17 protein-coding genes are annotated in these 16,568 nt (G+C 71.6%); 7 read left to right on the top strand and 10 right to left on the bottom strand.

Features of this window, described 5'->3' with window-relative positions; all coding sequences use genetic code 11:
- Both ACTJI1_RS09960 and ACTJI1_RS09965 read right to left on the bottom strand, forming a co-directional pair.
- Complete coding sequence (locus tag ACTJI1_RS09960) at window positions 1–1,059, bottom strand: LacI family DNA-binding transcriptional regulator (protein WP_440742496.1); 1,059 nt, start codon at window positions 1,057–1,059, stop codon at window positions 1–3.
- Window positions 1,056–2,399, bottom strand: coding sequence for an APC family permease (locus ACTJI1_RS09965; RefSeq protein ID WP_440742497.1), 1,344 nt, complete (start codon window positions 2,397–2,399; stop codon window positions 1,056–1,058). Before ACTJI1_RS09965 ends, ACTJI1_RS09960 begins: the two co-directional genes overlap by 4 nt.
- Window positions 2,400–2,527: 128 nt before the next feature.
- Between ACTJI1_RS09965 and ACTJI1_RS09970 the strand changes: the two genes are divergently transcribed.
- The 4 genes from ACTJI1_RS09970 to ACTJI1_RS09985 all read left to right on the top strand — a co-directional run bounded on the left by ACTJI1_RS09970 (window position 2,528) and on the right by ACTJI1_RS09985 (window position 5,684).
- Window positions 2,528–4,114, top strand: a complete 1,587-nt coding sequence (locus ACTJI1_RS09970) for a Na+/H+ antiporter (protein ID WP_440742498.1) — start codon at window positions 2,528–2,530, stop codon at window positions 4,112–4,114.
- 85 nt (window positions 4,115–4,199) lie between these two features.
- The gene (locus ACTJI1_RS09975; RefSeq protein WP_310134300.1) at window positions 4,200–4,361 is read left to right on the top strand and encodes a hypothetical protein; all 162 of its coding nucleotides are present in this window, start codon (window positions 4,200–4,202) and stop codon (window positions 4,359–4,361) included.
- Window positions 4,362–4,442: 81 nt separating this feature from the next.
- Complete coding sequence (locus ACTJI1_RS09980) at window positions 4,443–4,649, top strand: hypothetical protein (protein ID WP_310134298.1); 207 nt, start codon at window positions 4,443–4,445, stop codon at window positions 4,647–4,649.
- Between the two features lie 75 nt (window positions 4,650–4,724).
- Window positions 4,725–5,684 (top strand): helix-turn-helix transcriptional regulator, encoded by a 960-nt coding sequence (locus tag ACTJI1_RS09985; RefSeq protein WP_440742499.1) that lies wholly within the window; start codon window positions 4,725–4,727, stop codon window positions 5,682–5,684.
- 6 nt (window positions 5,685–5,690) lie between these two features.
- Here the strand turns inward: ACTJI1_RS09985 and ACTJI1_RS09990 are convergent, their stop codons facing one another.
- Window positions 5,691–5,960, bottom strand: a complete 270-nt coding sequence (locus ACTJI1_RS09990; RefSeq protein ID WP_310134296.1) for a hypothetical protein — start codon at window positions 5,958–5,960, stop codon at window positions 5,691–5,693.
- 62 nt (window positions 5,961–6,022) lie between these two features.
- The gene (locus tag ACTJI1_RS09995; protein ID WP_440742500.1) at window positions 6,023–7,135 is read right to left on the bottom strand and encodes a glutamate--cysteine ligase; all 1,113 of its coding nucleotides are present in this window, start codon (window positions 7,133–7,135) and stop codon (window positions 6,023–6,025) included.
- Window positions 7,136–7,343: 208 nt separating this feature from the next.
- Between ACTJI1_RS09995 and ACTJI1_RS10000 the strand changes: the two genes are divergently transcribed.
- Window positions 7,344–7,613 (top strand): hypothetical protein, encoded by a 270-nt coding sequence (locus ACTJI1_RS10000; RefSeq protein WP_440742501.1) that lies wholly within the window; start codon window positions 7,344–7,346, stop codon window positions 7,611–7,613.
- Window positions 7,614–7,637: 24 nt separating this feature from the next.
- Here the strand turns inward: ACTJI1_RS10000 and ACTJI1_RS10005 are convergent, their stop codons facing one another.
- Genes ACTJI1_RS10005 through ACTJI1_RS10015 form a run of 3 tightly spaced genes read right to left on the bottom strand, consistent with a single transcriptional unit; the run spans window position 7,638 to window position 10,624 of the window.
- The gene (locus ACTJI1_RS10005) at window positions 7,638–8,057 is read right to left on the bottom strand and encodes a VOC family protein (RefSeq protein ID WP_440742502.1); all 420 of its coding nucleotides are present in this window, start codon (window positions 8,055–8,057) and stop codon (window positions 7,638–7,640) included.
- Window positions 8,058–8,077: 20 nt separating this feature from the next.
- Complete coding sequence (locus ACTJI1_RS10010) at window positions 8,078–9,223, bottom strand: cystathionine gamma-synthase (protein WP_440742503.1); 1,146 nt, start codon at window positions 9,221–9,223, stop codon at window positions 8,078–8,080.
- A 36-nt stretch (window positions 9,224–9,259) separates the two neighbouring features.
- A complete protein-coding gene (locus ACTJI1_RS10015; RefSeq protein ID WP_440742504.1) occupies window positions 9,260–10,624 on the bottom strand; it encodes a cystathionine beta-synthase in 1,365 nt (454 codons plus the stop codon).
- 65 nt (window positions 10,625–10,689) lie between these two features.
- Between ACTJI1_RS10015 and ACTJI1_RS10020 the strand changes: the two genes are divergently transcribed.
- A complete protein-coding gene (locus ACTJI1_RS10020; protein ID WP_440742505.1) occupies window positions 10,690–11,367 on the top strand; it encodes a metal-dependent transcriptional regulator in 678 nt (225 codons plus the stop codon).
- A gap of 91 nt (window positions 11,368–11,458) precedes the next feature.
- On the opposite strand, the gene ACTJI1_RS10025 is transcribed toward ACTJI1_RS10020, so the two are convergent.
- The 3 genes from ACTJI1_RS10025 to ACTJI1_RS10035 all read right to left on the bottom strand — a co-directional run bounded on the left by ACTJI1_RS10025 (window position 11,459) and on the right by ACTJI1_RS10035 (window position 15,091).
- Window positions 11,459–12,718 (bottom strand): Nramp family divalent metal transporter, encoded by a 1,260-nt coding sequence (locus ACTJI1_RS10025; RefSeq protein ID WP_440742506.1) that lies wholly within the window; start codon window positions 12,716–12,718, stop codon window positions 11,459–11,461.
- 79 nt (window positions 12,719–12,797) lie between these two features.
- Window positions 12,798–13,148, bottom strand: a complete 351-nt coding sequence (locus ACTJI1_RS10030) for a nuclear transport factor 2 family protein (protein WP_310134282.1) — start codon at window positions 13,146–13,148, stop codon at window positions 12,798–12,800.
- Between the two features lie 53 nt (window positions 13,149–13,201).
- Complete coding sequence (locus ACTJI1_RS10035) at window positions 13,202–15,091, bottom strand: ABC transporter ATP-binding protein (protein WP_440742507.1); 1,890 nt, start codon at window positions 15,089–15,091, stop codon at window positions 13,202–13,204.
- A gap of 152 nt (window positions 15,092–15,243) precedes the next feature.
- Here ACTJI1_RS10035 and ACTJI1_RS10040 point away from each other — a divergent pair, with 152 nt between their 5' ends.
- Entirely contained in the window at window positions 15,244–16,527 is a 1,284-nt protein-coding gene (locus ACTJI1_RS10040; protein ID WP_310134280.1) for an ABC transporter substrate-binding protein, read from the top strand.
- Window positions 16,528–16,568: the final 41 nt, after the last annotated feature.

Raw genomic sequence — 16,568 nt, forward strand, 5'->3', positions numbered from 1 at the left:
CTAGGCCGACCCGCCGACGTCCGGGGAGGTGTGCAGTCCGGCAGGCGCAGAGCCGACCGGTGCGGTGGATGCCCGCACCACCAGGTCCGGCATCAGGCTGACGGCGGTCGGCTCCGCGCCGCCTTCGATCTCCGCCACCAGGTTCTCGACGCTCCGGCGGCCGAGCTGGGTGAAGTCCTGCAACACGGTCGTGAGGGGCGGCCAGTAGTGCGCCGCCTCCGGGATGTCGTCGAATCCGATGACGCTCACGTCTTCCGGGATGCGCCGCCCGAGCTCGTGTGCCGCGTGGTAGACGCCGAGGGCCATCTGGTCGTTGGAGGCGAACACCGCCGTGACCTCGGGATCCGCGAGCGCCGCGAGCGCGAGGCGGTATCCGGACTCCGCGGTCCAGGCGCCTTCGGGCGCCGGCAGGGGCTCGAGTCCGGCGCTCTCGAGCTCGGCACGGTAGCCCTGCACGCGCGCCTGCGCCTCGAACCAGTCGAGCGGCCCCGAGAGGTGCACGATGCGGCGGTGCCCGGCCGAGACCAGGTGCCGGGTGGCCGCCCGCGCGCCCGCGACCTGGTCGACGGAGAGCTCGCGCGCGGTGGACGACGGACCGCCGAGCAGGGTGACGTACGGCACGTCCAGGCGTGCGCGCTCCAGCTGCTCGAGCACGACCTCCTGCGGCGCGATCACGATGAGGCCCTCGACGGACTGCGCGAGCAGGTGGTCGAGACCGGCGGCGATGGATGCCGGGGCCAGGTCGGAGAGCTGGGCGACGGCGATGTAGTACCCGGCCGTGCGCCCCGCATCCTGGATCGCCCCGATGCTCGAGACCGGCCCGTACAGGGCGGCGGCCGACGTCGAGAGGATGCCGATGGTGCGCGACCGGGACGTCACGAGCGCGCGGGCAGCCCGGTTCGGACGGTAGTGCAGCTGCTGCATCGCATCGAGCACCCGCAGCCGGGTCGACTCCCGGATGCTCGGATGCCCGTTGATGACCCGCGACACCGTCTGGTGCGAGACGCCGGCCAGTGCTGCCACGTCGCGCATCCCCGGGGCGCGCGGGTGCTCGGTCATGGGGCGCCCGCTCCGGTCGCACGACCCCGCGCCCGGCGGGAGACCGCTCCGACGCCCACGGCGATGACCGCGGCGACCAGGGGGAAGACCAGGTGCCAGCCGGCGAGCACGAGCAGACCGGCCGCCAGCACGCACGAGATCACGGCCATCCACCAGCCGAGCGACCGCACCGGCAGCAGGCGGACCGCGGAGGCGACGCCCAGACCGTACACCGCGGCGGCGATGCTGGTGTGGATGAGGATGAACGGCTGCAGATCACCGCTCGACAGCACGATGACCGAGTACACGGCCATGACCACCGCCGAGAGCAGCAGTCCGCGCCGGGCCACCGCGCCGTTCTCGACCCCGCGGCCGAACCACGGCGGGAGGTCGCCGTCGCGGCCCATCGCCGCGCCCAGTTTGCTGAAGGCGGCGAGGTACGCGTTGAACACACCGGTCACGACGATCGCCGCGATCACGGCGACCACCACGCCGCCGCCCGCTCCGGTCGCCACCCGCACCAGGTCGAGCAGCGGCACGTCGCTCGTGGCGGCGTCCCCGCCGAGCACGACGACCGTGACCGTCTGGATGGCCAGGTAGGCGACCGAGACGATGACGAGCGCGAGGGCCGTCGCGCGAGGGATGTCGCGCCGCGGGTTGCGGAACTCGCCGCCGATCCCGGCCACCGCCTCCCATCCCGCGAACGCCCAGATGTACAGGCTCATGGCGAGCCCGACGCCCGCCCAGCCGTGCGGGAGCAGCGGCTGGAGGTTCTCGGGTCGCGCGTGCGGGGCGGCGGCCGCGAGCACGAAAACCAGAACCGCCACGAGAGCGCCGGAGAGCACCAGCTGTACGGAGGCCGCGAAGCGGACGCCGAAGGCGGTCACCACGACCGGGATGACCATCAGGCCGACGGCGATCAGGGTCGCGGTCCGTGCGTCGCCGCCGATCACCGCGACGACGTAGCGCGCCGTCATGAGCGCGGCGATCGGGGCGCCGATCGGCGTGCCGAAGAAGAACCAGTAGCTGATGACCCGTGCGGCTCCGGGCCCGAAGGCACGGCGCGCGAAGGTCGCCACGCCTCCCGCGTCCGGATGCCGGCGGGCGAGGGCGGCGAAGGTGCTCGCGAGCGGCACCGAGATGAGCGCGAGCGCCGCGACCGCAAGGATGGCGCCCGGACCGGCGGCCGCCGCGGCGAGCGCCGGAAGCACCAGGATGCCTGTCCCGAGGACCGCGGCGATGTACAGGGCCGTCCCGCCTGCGACGCCGAGGCGCCCGTGCGGCGGCGCGGGCACCCGCGGGTCGGGCAGCTCGGGCTCCGCACCGCGGGCGCGCGTGGTCGAGGGCCCGCGTTCCGTCATGTCCCCATGATGGCGCGGACCCCCGACACCCGTCGAGTCGTCTCCTGGGGACTTTCTATGCGCTCACTCTCAGCCGCCCGACGGTTCCGCCGGGGCGCCCGGCGCGGGAGGATGACGCAGGAGGTCCCGTGCTCGCACTCGAACTGCTCGTCGTGATCGGCGTCATCATCCTGCTCTCGCGGGTGATCGCCGGCCGCATCGGCGTCGCCCAGCCGCTGCTGCTGGTCGCCTTCGGCGTCGTCATCGGCCTGGTGCCGCTGTTCCGCGGGGTCGAGCTCGCGCCCGAGGTGGTGCTGTTCCTGTTCCTGCCGGCGATCCTGTACTGGGAGAGCCTCACGACCTCTCTGCGCGAGATCCGGTCCAACCTGCGCACCATCATCCCGATGAGCACGGCGCTCGTCGTGGCCACCGCCGCCGCCGTCGCGGTGCTGGCGCACACCATGGGCCTCGGCTGGGGACCGTCGTGGGTGCTCGGCGCCGCGATCGCCCCGACGGACGCCACCGCGATGACGTCGTTCACGCGCGAGCTGCCGCGGCGCAACGTGACGATCCTGCGGGCCGAGAGCCTGATCAACGACGGCACGGCGCTGGTGCTCTGGTCGATCGCCGTCGGCTTCACCGTCGGCGACGCCGACGTCAGCTTCGGCGCGATCACGGTCACCTTCCTCTTCGCCTACCTGGCTGCGGCGGCCGTCGGCGCCCTGGTCGCCTGGCTCGCGATCCTGGCGCGCCGGCGCCTCCGCGACGCGATCACGCAGAACATCGCGATGCTGCTCACCCCCTTCACCGCCTATCTGGTGGCCGAGGTCATCCATGCGTCGGGTGTGCTGGCGGTCGTCGTCGCCGGGCTCATCATCAGCCAGGCCGGCCCGCGCATCGGCGTCGCGGAGGGACGGCGGCAGTCCGACGCGTTCTGGTCGTTCTCGACCTTCCTGCTCAACGCGAGCCTCTTCGTCCTGGTCGGCATCGAGCTGCCGCGGTCGGTCGGCGAGCTGGCCACCCGCGACCTCGGGATGGGGCTGGTCGCCATCGTCGCGGTCACCGTCGTGATCGTCACCGTGCGGTTCGTGTTCCAGTTCATCACCGTGTTCCTCATCCGCACGCTCGACCGCCGCCCGGAGCAGAAGGCGCGGCGGATGAGCAACCGCTGGAGGGTCGTCAGCAGCCTCTCCGGCTTCCGCGGCGCGGTGTCGCTCGCCGCGGCGCTCGCCGTGCCGGCCACCATCGGGTCCGGGCAGCCCTTCCCCAGCCGCGACTTCATCGTCTTCGTCACCACCGGCGTCATCATCGTGACCCTGGTGGTGCAGGGTCTCGTGCTCCCGGCGGTCGTGCGCTGGGCGAACCTCCCGTCGGACGAAGCGGTCGGCCACGAGATCCGCCTCGCCGAGACGAACGCCACCCGCGCGGCCCTCGACGAACTCCCGCAGCTGGTGCGGAGGCTGAAGGTCGATCCCGAGATCGGCGAGCGCATCCAGACGGAGTTCGAGGAGCACCTGGAGCTGCTCGAGGCGGAGGACGAGTCCGAGGGCGGCGAGGATGCGGTGGAGCGCAGCCGCCAGGACAGGGAGCTGCGGCTGGCGCTGCTCGCCTGCAAGCGCGAGGAGGTCCTCCGCCTGCGCGACGAGGGCGAGATCGACGACATCGTGCTGCGGGACGTGCAGTGGCGCCTCGATCTGGAGGAGGTGCGGCTCACCGGCCGCGAGCCCGGCGAGTGAGCGGCCCTCGGGCGACCGGGGCCTTCTGCGGGCGCCGTCACCCGTCTACGATCGCGCTCAGAAGCATCCACGAAAGGGGTCCGTCATGTCCGACGCCAAGGAGAACTGGCCGGAGACGCCCTCGGGCGAGCCGATCGACACCGACGCCATCGCCGAGGGCGGCGACGAGGGTCCCTACGACGCCGACGGCGTCTTCGAGCCCGAGCACGACGAGTTCGACCCGCTGGAGGACGACAGCGGCAACTGAGCGTCCGCGGGTCTTGTCCCCCGGTCCTGTACCCCGCTAGGGTCGGTGGTGAACAGGCGGCACAAGGGGGAGGGGTGCAGCGTGACGACACTGGACGCGCCGATCGGGAACGTTCCGAAACCGGGGCAGGATGTGCACCTCGTGCGTTGGATCCGCTCCGCCGACGGCTGGACGAGCGAGACTCTGCTCTGCACGTACCTGGCCTGCACGCCGGAGTCGTGGATCGTGGATTCGCGGGGCGAACGGATGTCGCTGGCGCGCGACGAATGGGCGCAGTTCGCCTTCTGAGGTCCATGCGCAGGCATAGACTCCCAGCAGGAGTGCGCCGGCCATGCCGTGAGGATGCGCTCGGCGAGGAGCCCGATGCCCGGCACGTTCTTCACCCGTGACGAGGCGGCGGATCCCGAATCGGCCGAGGAGCTGCTCCGGCGCAGCTACGGCGACGTGTCGTTCGGCTCCGACGTGCGCACGAGCGGGCTGACCTACCTCGAGGAGCTCCGCGGGGACGAGCGGATGCTGCTCGGGCGGCACCGCTTCGGCGGCGACCTCTCGCTGTCGTTCGATCTGCCGTTCATCGCGGTCGGCCTCGCGCGCGGCCGCTACCGCTGGCGCTCCGGCGGCGACGAGGGCGACCTTGCGGCCGCTCCCGCGCTGTTCCAGCCCGAGACCGGGGCCCACGGAGTCATGGACCACGCGGGCGTCACGGTCGTCGCCTTCGACGTTCGGGCGCTCGCCCGCACCGCCCGCGCGCAGTTCGGCGACGAGGTGGGGGCGCTGGAGTTCGTCTCGGCCTCGTCCGTCTCCGCACATGCCGCCCGGCACTGGCGCGCGGTGCACGATCACGCCTGGCGGCAGGTCGCCGCCGGCGCCTTCGACCACCCGCTGCAGCGCGCCTCCCTCTTCCGCCAGCTGGCGGTCGCGACCCTCGAGACCTTCCCTCTCGCGGGCGACCATGAGGCGCGGCGGACGACGGTCGCCGCCCGAGCCGCCGCCTTCAAGCGCGCGGTCGCGTACATCGACGAGCACGCCTCCCTGCCGATCACCGCCGACGACATCGCCCTCGCCGCCGGGACGTCGGTGCCGGAGCTGACGCGCGCGTTCGACATGCACCTGCCCTTCGCGCCGCTGGACTACCTGCGGAGCGTCCGGTTGAACGCGGCATACCGCGACCTCATCGACCCGCAGGGTGACGACGATGCTCCCCCGACGGTCGCGGACGTGGCCGCGCGGTGGGGCTTCCCCGACGAGGCGACCTTCGGACGGCTCTACCGCGAGCGGTTCGGCGTGGCACCGGAGGTCCAGCTGCGCCGCAGCGTCGGCTGACGGCCGCTAGAGTCCCGCCTGCCCCGCCAGGATCTCGACCGCCACACGCCAGTCGCGCGCCGGGATGCCCTCGCCGGCCTCCTCCTCGCCCGGAAGCCGCGCGACGAACGCGGGCCAGAGCTCGCCGGTGCTGTGCAGCTCCTCGATCAGCCCGAGGTACTCGCCGCCGTAGTAGACCTCCCATGCCGCCGTCGCGGTGGGGCTGTACATCAGGGTCAGCGGCAGCGAGCCGTAACTGTAGACGGCGTGCTGGTGCGCGAGCTCCTTCTCCGTCATGACCGCAGAATAGGCGCGATCGTGAGCGCACGGAAGAGCAGGTGACGCCGCGTGGACGACTCTCAGGCGACCACCAGGTCGTCGTCCTCCGACTGCTCGTGGGTGGCGACTACGGCGTGGGCCACGACGTCCCGGATGCGGCCCCGACGCTCGAACGCCGCCCGCTGCCGGCCGGCCCCTCCCCCGGTCGCGTGGATGCGCGCGATGCCCCGCTGCACGAACGCGAGGTCGCCGTTCGCGGCGAGTGCCGCCGCGGTGTGGTCGACCAGAGCCTGGACCGCGTCGACCGCCGACGCCTCCCGCCAGGTGACCGGATGCGGCAGCGATCCGGCGACGCCGGTGAGGGCGGCCTGCCACTCGGCGAGGCGCAGCGCGGCGGACGGCACGGCCGCGGGCACGACCCCGGCGTGCCACTCCGTGACGGCGGTGTCGACCAGGGCACGGACGATCGCCGCGATCACGGCGGCGTCGCGCGCGTCGAGGCACACGTCGGCCACGCGGATCTCGACCGTGGGATGCTTCCGCGACACGCGCGCATCCAGATACAGCATGCCCGTGTCGAGGATGACGCCGGTGTCGACGAGGAACCGCTCGAACCGGTCGTACGCCTCGACCGACCCGAACACGTCGGTCGGTCCGGCGCTCTGCCACTGGTGCCACGCGACGAAGCGGTAGCTGGCGTGCCCGGTGTCCGCGCCGCCGAAGAACGGGGAGTTGGCGCTCAGCGCGAGCAGGGTCGGCAGCCAGGTGCGGATGCGGTCCAGCACCGCGACGCCCTCCTCGCGCGACTCGATGCCCACGTGCACGTGGGATCCGCAGACCAGGGTTCCGCGGGCCGTCAGTCCGTAGCGCTCGATCATGGTCGCGTAGCGCGGATCCTCGGTCACGTGCGGGCGCAGCCGCATCGGCGACATGGCCACCGCGATCGCGCGCGCGCCGTGCCGCTGGGCGAGGCCGTCGGCGAGCTCCCGCCCGGCGATGATGTCGAGCAGCAGCTCGCTCGTCAGCAGCTGGGGACGCGTCTGCGTCTCGATCATCTCCTGCTGGATCTCGGCGCTGACCGAGGGCCCGTCGATGACCGGCGGGGCGTCGGCGAGCACCAGCGGCGCCACCGGCGATGCGGTACCGCGCGCGTCGACCAGGAGGAGCTCCTCCTCCACCCCGAAAGTCCTCACCTCTCAACTATCGGTGGCATCCGGCGCCCGAACAAGACCCACTTCCCCGCGCCGTAACACGGCGACGCGGGGTGGATACGGTGCATCGACGGGTCGCTCCGCGATCGATCGCGTCGTATACCATTTGTCGCCCGCCGGGCTCTGCCCTATAAACGGACGGAGCGATGCGACGATCCGCCGTCGCGGAGGCCGAGCGCGAGGAGCCGCCATGTGGGACACCACGACCCGGGTGCCGTTCAGCGCGTCCCTCCTCGGCGAGCGCAGCGACGCGGATGGCAGGCGCCGACTGCTCGCCCTCATCGCCGAGTGCCCGGGCATCACGGTCGACGAGCTCGCGGCCCTCGGCCTGCCCGGCCTGTTCTCCGACCTCCGGTCCTTCCACCGCGACGGGCTCATCGCGACCGAGCCGTCGCCGCCGCGCTTCTTCGAGCGCGCCACGCGCGTGTACCCGGCGCCCCACGAGGTGGCGCCCGCCTGACGGCATGGCTTCCCGCGGCGCGCCTCAGCCGACGGTGAGCGTCCCGTCAGCCGCCAGCGTCCAGCCCGGGTTGTACGCGACCTCCCAGACGTGACCGTCCGGGTCCGCGAAGTACCCGGAGTAGCCGCCCCAGAACACACGCTCCGCGGGCTTCAGGATGCGCGCGCCCGCCGCCTCCGCCTCCGCGAGGACGCCGTCGACGTCCTCCTCCGATCGCTGGTTGCACGCGAGCGTGATGCCGCTGAACGTCCCGTCGACCGGATGCCGGGCATCGGCTGCCAGCTCGTCGCGCCCGAACAGCGCGAACGCCATCCCGGTCAGCTGGTAGAAGACGACGCCTTCGGGGGCGTCGGCGGGCGTCCAGCCCAGCCCCTCCTCGTAGAAGGCCCGGCTCCGCGCCAGGTCGGCCACACCGAGCGTCACGAGACTGATGCGCTGATCCATGGTGCCGACGCTAGCGCGGGCTACCGACGGAGCGCCTGCTCCACATCCTCGAGCAGGTCGTCGACGTCCTCGATGCCGACCGACAGGCGCACGATGTTGTCGGGCACCTCGAGCGCGGTGCCGCGCACCGACGCGTGCGTCATCTCCGACGGGTAGCCGATCAGCGACTCCACCCCGCCCAGCGACTCCGCCAGCTGGAAGACCTGCGTCGACTCGGCGAACCGGCGTGCGGCCGGGGCCCCGCCCGCGAGCGCGACCGACAGCATCCCGCCGAAACCGCTCATCTGGCGCGCGGCCAGCTCGTGCCCGGGGTGGTCGGGAAGGCCCGGGTAGTAGACCGCGTCCACGCCGTCGTGCCCGACGAGCGCCTCAGCGATGGCCTGGGCGTTCGCACTGTGCTGGCGCACGCGCACGTCCAGCGTCTTGATGCCGCGGGTCGTGAGCCACGCATCCATCGGGGACGACACGGCGCCGGCCGCGAACTGGATGAACTGCGCCTTCTCGGCCAGCTCCTCGTCGGCGAAGACCAGCGCGCCACCGATCACGTCGGAGTGGCCGCCCAGGTACTTCGTGGTCGAGTGCACGACGACGTCCGCGCCGAACGACAGCGGCTGCTGCAGCGCGGGAGAGGCGAACGTGTTGTCCACGACGACGACGGCTCCGACCGCGTGACCGAGCTCGACGAGCGCGGCGATGTCGCTGATCTTCATGAGCGGGTTGCTGGGCGTCTCGATCCACAGCATCCGGGTGCCGTCGGTGCCGAGCGCCGTCCGGACCGCGTCGAGGTCGGCCAGGTCGACGGTGGTGTTCCGGATGCCCCACTCGCTGTGGATGCGGTCGATCAGCCGGTGCGTGCCGCCGTAGGCGTCGTTGCCGAGCACGATGTGGTCGCCCGGGCGGAGCGCGGCGCGGAGCAGCGCGTCCTCTGCGGCGAGTCCCGACGCGAACGACAGGGCGCGCACGCCGCCCTCGAGCGAGGCGAGCAGGGTCTCGAGCGACGTCCGGGTGGGGTTGCCGGCGCGGCCGTACTCGTAGCCGTTGCGGAGGCCGCCGATGCCGTCCTGCACGAACGTCGAGGTCTGGTAGATCGGCGGGATGATGGCGCCGGTGGTCGGGTCGAACTCCTGACCCTCGTGGATGGCGCGCGTGGCGAAGCCGTGTGTCATGGTTCCCTTTTCGTGAATGGAGCGGCCCGGTGCGGGTCAGTCGCTGAAGTAGTTGAGGAGGTCCTGCCGGGTGAGCACCGCGACGGGCTTGCCGCCGTCGGTGACCAGCAGCGCGCTCGCGGTCGCGAGGGCGGCGCGGGCCGCGGTCACCGACTCGTTCACGCCGATGAGCGGCAGCGGCTCGCCGAGGTGGGTGCCCACGGAGTCGCTCATCTCGGCCTGGCCGCTGAACACGGCGTCGACGAGCGAGCGCTCGTCCAACGCGCCGGCCACCTCGCCCATCATGACGGGCGGCTCGGCCGTCAGCACGACGAGCTGCGAGACGCCGTAGGTGTTCATCGTCTGGATGGCGTCGCGCACCGTCTCGGAGGGGTGCGTGTGCACCAGGTCGGGGAGGTCGCCGCGCTTGGTCTTGACGATGTCGTGCACCGTCGCCTCGTGCGGCACCTCGCTGAAGCCGTAGGACTGCATCCACCGGTCGTTGAAGATCTTGGCCAGGTAGCCGCGTCCGCCGTCCGGGAGGATGACGACGACGATGTCGTCGGGACCGAGATCCTTCGCGGCCCGGAGCGCGGCCACGACGGCCATGCCGCTCGACCCGCCGACGAGGATGCCCTCCTCGCGGGCCAGCCGCCGCGTCATCCGGAACGCGTCGGCGTCGCTCACCGCGATCACCTCGTCGACGACCTCGGGGTCGTAGGCGCCCGGCCAGAAGTCCTCGCCGACGCCCTCCACCAGGTAGGGACGGCCGGTACCGCCCGAGTAGACGGAGCCCTCGGGGTCGGCGCCGATGATGCGGACGCGGCCGTCCGACACCTCGCGAAGGTAGCGTCCGGTCCCGGTGATCGTCCCGCCCGTGCCGACGCCGGCCACCAGGTGGGTGACCCGTCCGTCGGTGTCGCGCCAGATCTCCGGACCCGTGGTCTCGTAGTGGCTGCGCGGGCCGTTGGGGTTGAAGTACTGATTGGGCTTGAAGGCGCCCGGGATCTCGGCGGCCAGGCGGTCCGACACCGAGTAATAGGAGTCGGGATGCTCGGGCGGCACCGAGGTCGGCGTCACCACCGCCTCCGCTCCGTAGGCGGTGAGGACGTTGATCTTGTCCTCCCCCACCTTGTCGGGGAGCACGAACACGCACCGGTACCCGCGCTGCTGCGCGACCAGGGCGAGCCCGACTCCGGTGTTGCCGCTCGTCGGTTCCACGATGGTGCCGCCGGGCTTCAGAAGCCCTTCCTGCTCCGCAGCGTCGATGATGCGGGAGGCGATGCGGTCCTTCGACGAACCTCCGGGGTTCAGGTACTCGAGTTTGACGAGCACCGTCGCCGCGATCCCGTCGGTCAGCCTGTTGAGCTTCACGAGCGGGGTGTCGCCGACCAAGTCGATGATGGTCTGTGCGTACTTCACCCGACCCACCTTAACAGCGCGGCTCCGCCCGGACGAGCCTGTGACGCCCGCCCTAGAATCGCTTCATGCCCGTGTCCGACCTGTCGCCCGTCGCACAGGACTACCTGAAGATCATCTGGTCGGCGACCGAATGGTCGGACGAGCCGGTCACCGTGAAGCAGCTGGCCGAGCGGATGGGCGTGCGCGCGGCGACGGTGTCCGACGGCATCCGGCGGCTCGGCGAGCAGGGCCTCGTGGCGCACGAACGGTACGGAGGCGTGGAGCTCACCGAGGCGGGCCGGCGGCACGCCGTGGCGATGGTGCGCCGGCACCGGCTGATCGAGACGTTCCTGGTCGAGGAGCTCGGCTACGGCTGGGACGAGGTGCACGACGAGGCCGAGGTGCTGGAGCACGCGGTCTCCGACGAGCTGGTCGAACGCCTGGACCGGCGCCTCGGCCACCCCGCGCGCGATCCGCACGGGGACCCGATCCCGACGGCGGACGGCACGCCGCGCCGCCCGGACGCGGTCCCGCTGCTCGACGCGCCGGACGGAGCGCGGCTCACCGTCGTGCGCATCTCCGACGCCGACCCCGCCGTCCTCCGCTACCTCGGCGCGCGCGGCATCGGCCTCGACACCGCCCTGACGGTCGACGAGCACCGTCCGTTCGCGGGCGACATCACGGTCGACGTCGCCGGCGGGCGCGTGGTGCTCGGCGCGACGGCGGCGTCCGCCGTCTGGGTGGCGGCGCACCCGCGTCCGTAGCGCCGCCGAGCGTCTGCCGCGGTTCGGAACGTCTGCCGCCGGTCGAGCAGGCGCAGACGTTACGCGGCGCAGCAGTCACCGCGTGCGGCGGTCAGGCGCCCGCGACCGTCAGGCCGACCAGCAGCAGGTTCAGCACCACCACGAGACCGGCGACGGCACCGCCCAGGATGCGCACCCAGAGCCGGTCGGCCGACTCCCCCATCACGGCGCGCGAGCCGGTCAGCCGCAGCAGCGGGATCATCGCGAACGGGATGCCGAGGCTCAGGAACACCTGCGACAGCACCAGCGCCCAGGTCGGGTCGGCCCCGAGGGCGAGGATGACGACGGCGGGGACGAGCGTGGCGATCCGGCGGGCGAGCAGCGGGATGCGGAGCTTCAGGAGGCCGCCCATGATGGTCGCACCGGCGTAGCTGCCGACCGACGAGGAGGCGAGCCCCGACGCGAGCAGTCCCACGGCGAAGATGACGCCGATCGCCGGTCCGAGCGCCGACGAGATGGCGTGGTACGCGCCCTCGATGGTGTCCGTCCCGTCCACGCCGCCGAGGGCGGACGCCGCGACGAGCAGCATCGCGATGTTGACCGCACCCGCCAGCACCAGGGCGAGCACCACATCCACCCGGGTCGCGTGCAGCAGCGTCCGCACCCGTCCGGGGTCGCCGGGAGGGCCGTGCCGGTCGCGCGCCAGCGCGGAGTGCAGGTAGATGGCGTGCGGCATCACGGTCGCCCCGAGCATGCCCGCCGCGAGGAGCACGGTCTCGGCGCCGTCGAAGCGCGGGACCAGGCCGCCGACGGCCGCGCCCCAGTCGACGGGGCTCACGAACAGTCCCGCGAGGAACCCGACCGCGATCACGCCGAGCAGCCCGAGGATGACCGCCTCGAACGGCCGCTGCCCCCGGCGCGACTGGATGGCGAGGATGCCGATGGCGACGATCCCGACGACCAGACCGCCGATCGGAAGCGGGAGCCCGAACAAGAGATTGAGGGCGATCGCGCCGCCGATCACCTCCGCGATGTCGGTCGCCGCCGCCACGAGCTCCGCCTGCACCCAGTAGGCGCGTCGCGTCCCGGTCCCGAGCCGCTCCCCCAGGAGCTCCGGCAGGCTGCGTCCGGTGACGATGCCGAGCTTGGCGGACTGGTACTGCACGAAGACCGCGATCGCGTTCGCGGCGACGAGCACCCACACCAGCAGGTAGCCGTACCGCGCGCCGGCCGTCAGGTTGGCGGCGACGTTACCGGGATCGACGTAGGCGATCGCCGCGACGAACGCCGGGCCGAGCAGCAGGAGGACGCGCGCACCGACCGCCGGGCGCACCCGTGCCGTCGTCGCCTCACGTTCCCGGACCCGTGCCACCCTCGAACCCTACGCCACCGCGAACGGAAAAGTTAGCCCGGCCTAACTCCGCCGCGGCCGGCGCCGAGCGTGAGGCGCGTCAGGCGAGCAGCGTGCGCAGCGCGACGATGCGATCGTCGCGCACCTCGATGACGTCGATCCCGCGGGCGACCGGCGCCCCTTCCGGCCCGAAGGTCCAGGCGAGCGCACCGCTCGACGGCCCGAGGTACACGGGACCGTCCTCCGCGAAGGCGAACGACTCCGGCGCTCCCGCGAGCAGCCCCGCGGCCTTCGCCTCCAGTGCATCCCACCCGGTGACCGCGCCCTCCGGATCGGTGAACACCACGTCCTCGGCGTACACGCGCTCGATCGCGGCGCGGCGTGAGGCGGCGTCGCGGTTGCCGAAGACCTCGCGCAGGTTGGCGGACAGCAGTTCGGTGGTCGTGGGCACGGGGTTCCTCTCGCCGGTGGATGGACGCTCGTCCGGGGCGCCCGGGTGGGTCGCTACTCCTCGAGCACGCTGCTCTCGGTCTGCTCGCGGTAGAGCCGCGAGTACACGCCGCCGAGGTCGAGCAGCTCGCGATGCGTTCCCTGCTCGACCACCTGGCCGTGGTCGATGACGAAGATGACGTCCGCGGAGACGATCGTGGACAGCCGGTGCGCGATCGCGATCGTCGTGCGCCCACTGGAGGCCGCATCCAGCGCCTGCTGCACGACCCGCTCCGAGATCGTGTCGAGCGCGCTGGTCGCCTCGTCGAGGATGAGCACCTCGGGGTCCTTCAGCAGCACCCGGGCGATCGCGATGCGCTGCTTCTCGCCGCCGGAGAGGCGGTAGCCGCGCTCGCCGACGATGGTCCGGTAGCCGTCGGGGAACCCGGCGATCGTGTCGTGGATGTTCGCCTGCCGGGCGGCCTGCTCCAGCTCCTCGTCGGTCGCGTCCGGCCGCGCGTAGCGGAGGTTCTCGGCGATCGTCGCGTGGAAGAGGTAGGTCTCCTGGCTGACGACGCCGATATGCGACACCAGCGACTCCTGCTGCAGGTCGCGCACGTCCGTGTCGCCGAAGCGGATGCTGCCGCTCGTGGCGTCGTAGAACCGCGGGATCAGGTAGGAGACCGTCGTCTTGCCCGCGCCGCTCGGGCCGACGAACGCCGCGAACTCGCCCGGCCGGATGACGAAGGAGACGTCGTCGAGCGTGTTGCGCTCGCCCTCGCGCGCGTCCGGGTAGCGGAACACGACGTGGTCGAACTCGATCCGCCCGAGGTCGCGCGCCGGGTCGACCGGGGCGGCGTCGGGGCGGTCGGCGATGGCCGGCTTCAGGTCGAGGTACTCGAAGATGCGCGCGAACAAGGCCCCGGAGGTCTGCAGGTCGAGCGCGACGCGCATCAGCGCGAGCAGGGGGAAGAGCAGCCGGGCCTGCACCGTGGTGAAGGCGACGATGGTTCCCGCCGTGATGTCCGGCGCCCCGCCTAGGATGAGCCAGCCCGACACGAGGTAGACGATCGCCGGGATCGCGGAGAGGAACACGTTGACCATCGCGAAGAACCACTGGCCGCTCATCGCCTGCGACACCTGCAGCCGGATCTGGTTGCGGTTCTCGTCGGAGTAGCGCTCGACCTCGGCCGCCTGGCGGTTGAAGCTCTTCGACAGCAGGATGCCGGAGACGCTCAGCGTCTCCTGCGTGATCGCCGTCATGTCCGACAGCGACTCCTGCGTCTTGGTGGCGATGCGGGCGCGCACCTGCCCGACCCGGCGCTGCGCGATCACCAGGATCGGCATCAGCACGACGGCCACGATGGTCAGCTGCCAGTTCAGCAGCAGCATCGCCACGAGCGCCGCGATCACCGTGACGGTGTTGCCCAGGATGCTCGACATCGTGTTGGTGAGCACGCTCGCCACCCCGCCGACGTCGTTCTGCAGGCGCGACTGGATGATGCCCGTCTTGGTGCGCGTGAAGAAGCTCAGCTCCATCGCCTGCAGGTGCGAGAACAGGCGGACGCGCAGCGCACCCATCACCTTGTTGCCGACCGACGCGGTCAGGTACGTCTGCCAGACGCCGAGCAGCGCCGACGCCACGTAGACGATCAGCATGAGGACGACGATCTCGACCAGCACCGGGAGGTTCGGCGTGCCGCCGGGCGGGAACAGCCCGTGGTCGAAAGCCCGCTCGGTGAGCAGCGGCGGGATGACGGTCAGCGCGGCCCCGACGAGCACGAGGACGATGGTGACGCCGATCGCCATCCGGTGCGGCGCGAACAGTTCGACGATGCGCCGGAAGAGGTGCGGGATCTTCGGAGCGGTGGCGTTGAGCGCCCGCTGCGCGTCGGCGTCCCCGCCGCCGAGGCGGGGACGGCCGCCCGGTCCGCCGCCGCCCGCCATCCCGCGCATCCCGCTCATGGATTCAGCGTAACCCTCTTGCGGGGGCCGCCCGACGTGACGGAACCGTGATGCAAGCGCTTGACGTAAACGCTTGCATGTCGCTGGAGGGTCGGGGTACGGTGAGGCCGGGCGCACCCGCGCCCAGCACCAAGAGCTCAACGAGGAGTGAAATGAAAGCAGCACGTCTCTCCGTGATCGCCGGTGTGGCCCTGGTGGGTCTGACACTGGCCGGATGCACCGGTGGCGGCGGTTCGGGAAGCGGCGGCGGCGACGCCGGCGCTAACACCGACAGCAAGGGCCCGATCACCTACGTGCAGGGCAAGGACAACTCCAACGTCGTCCGGCCGCTGATCGAGAAGTGGAACAAGGCTCACCCGAACGAGAAGGTCACGTTCAAGGAGCAGACCGACCAGGCCGACCAGCAGCACGACGACCTCGTGCAGCACTTCCAGGCCAAGGACCCCAACTACGACGTCGTCGACGTCGACGTGGTGTGGACCGGCGAGTTCGCGGCCAAGGGCTGGCTCCAGCCGCTGACCGGCACGTTCAAGATGGACAACTCGTCCCTGCTGGCCCCGACCGTCAAGTCGGGCACCTACAATGGCACGCAGTACGCGGCGCCGCAGACCTCGGACGGCGGCATCCTGTACTACCGCAAGGACCTGGTCCCGACCCCGCCGAAGACGTGGGACGACATGCTCAAGGACTGCGACATCGCCAAGGCGAAGGGCATCGGCTGCTACGCCGGTCAGTTCGCTCAGTACGAGGGCCTGACCGTGAACGTCGCAGAGGCGATCAACACCAACGGCGGCACGATCGTCGGTGAGGACGGCAAGAAGGTCACCGTCGACAGCAGCGAGGCGAAGGAGGGCCTCGGCCGCCTGGTGGACGGCTTCAAGAACGGGCAGATCCCGGCCGAGGCCATCACCTACCAGGAGGAGCAGGGCCGGCAGGCGTTCGAGGCCGGCAAGCTGATGTTCCTGCGCAACTGGCCGTACGTGTACAACCTGGCCAAGACCGACGGCTCGTCGACGGTCAAGGACACCTTCGGGATCGCGCCGCTTCCGGGCGTCTCCGCGGACAAGCCGGGCGTCTCCAGCCTGGGCGGCCACAACGCGGCGATCAGCGTGTACTCGAAGCACAAGGCGACCGCGTTCGAGTTCCTGAAGTTCCTGCAGAGCGAAGAGACCCAGAAGTTCTTCGTGACCCAGGGCTCGCTCGCTCCGGTGGTCGCATCGCTGTACGACGACGCCGCGCTGAACAGCCAGCTGCCGTACCTGTCCACCCTGAAGACGTCGATCGAGAACGCGGTGCCGCGTCCCGTCTCGCCGTTCTACCCGGCCATCACCAAGGCCGTCCAGGACAACGCGTACGCAGCCCTGAAGGGCGACAAGACGGTCGACCAGGCGCTGAAGGACATGTCCTCGGCGATCCAGACCGCAACCGCAGGCTGATCGAAGCCTGAAACGGTCGCCGGGCGGCGGGAACCACTCCC

The organism is Leifsonia sp. 22587 (assembly GCF_052044215.1).
GTDB lineage: Bacteria > Actinomycetota > Actinomycetes > Actinomycetales > Microbacteriaceae > Leifsonia > Leifsonia shinshuensis_C.

What these genes read in the sequence shown, in the direction of transcription:
- ACTJI1_RS10000 (WP_440742501.1), top strand. Translation starts at nt 7,344, where the DNA reads ATGTGGGACACCACGACCCGGGTGCCGTTCAGCGCGTCCCTCCTCGGC.
- ACTJI1_RS10005 (WP_440742502.1), bottom strand. Translation starts at nt 8,057, where the DNA reads ATGGATCAGCGCATCAGTCTCGTGACGCTCGGTGTGGCCGACCTGGCG.
- ACTJI1_RS10040 (WP_310134280.1), top strand. Translation starts at nt 15,244, where the DNA reads ATGAAAGCAGCACGTCTCTCCGTGATCGCCGGTGTGGCCCTGGTGGGT.
- ACTJI1_RS09975 (WP_310134300.1), top strand. Translation starts at nt 4,200, where the DNA reads ATGTCCGACGCCAAGGAGAACTGGCCGGAGACGCCCTCGGGCGAGCCG.
- ACTJI1_RS10035 (WP_440742507.1), bottom strand. Translation starts at nt 15,091, where the DNA reads ATGAGCGGGATGCGCGGGATGGCGGGCGGCGGCGGACCGGGCGGCCGT.
- ACTJI1_RS10020 (WP_440742505.1), top strand. Translation starts at nt 10,690, where the DNA reads ATGCCCGTGTCCGACCTGTCGCCCGTCGCACAGGACTACCTGAAGATC.
- ACTJI1_RS10010 (WP_440742503.1), bottom strand. Translation starts at nt 9,223, where the DNA reads ATGACACACGGCTTCGCCACGCGCGCCATCCACGAGGGTCAGGAGTTC.
- ACTJI1_RS09960 (WP_440742496.1), bottom strand. Translation starts at nt 1,059, where the DNA reads ATGACCGAGCACCCGCGCGCCCCGGGGATGCGCGACGTGGCAGCACTG.
- ACTJI1_RS09990 (WP_310134296.1), bottom strand. Translation starts at nt 5,960, where the DNA reads ATGACGGAGAAGGAGCTCGCGCACCAGCACGCCGTCTACAGTTACGGC.
- ACTJI1_RS09965 (WP_440742497.1), bottom strand. Translation starts at nt 2,399, where the DNA reads ATGACGGAACGCGGGCCCTCGACCACGCGCGCCCGCGGTGCGGAGCCC.
- ACTJI1_RS09985 (WP_440742499.1), top strand. Translation starts at nt 4,725, where the DNA reads ATGCCCGGCACGTTCTTCACCCGTGACGAGGCGGCGGATCCCGAATCG.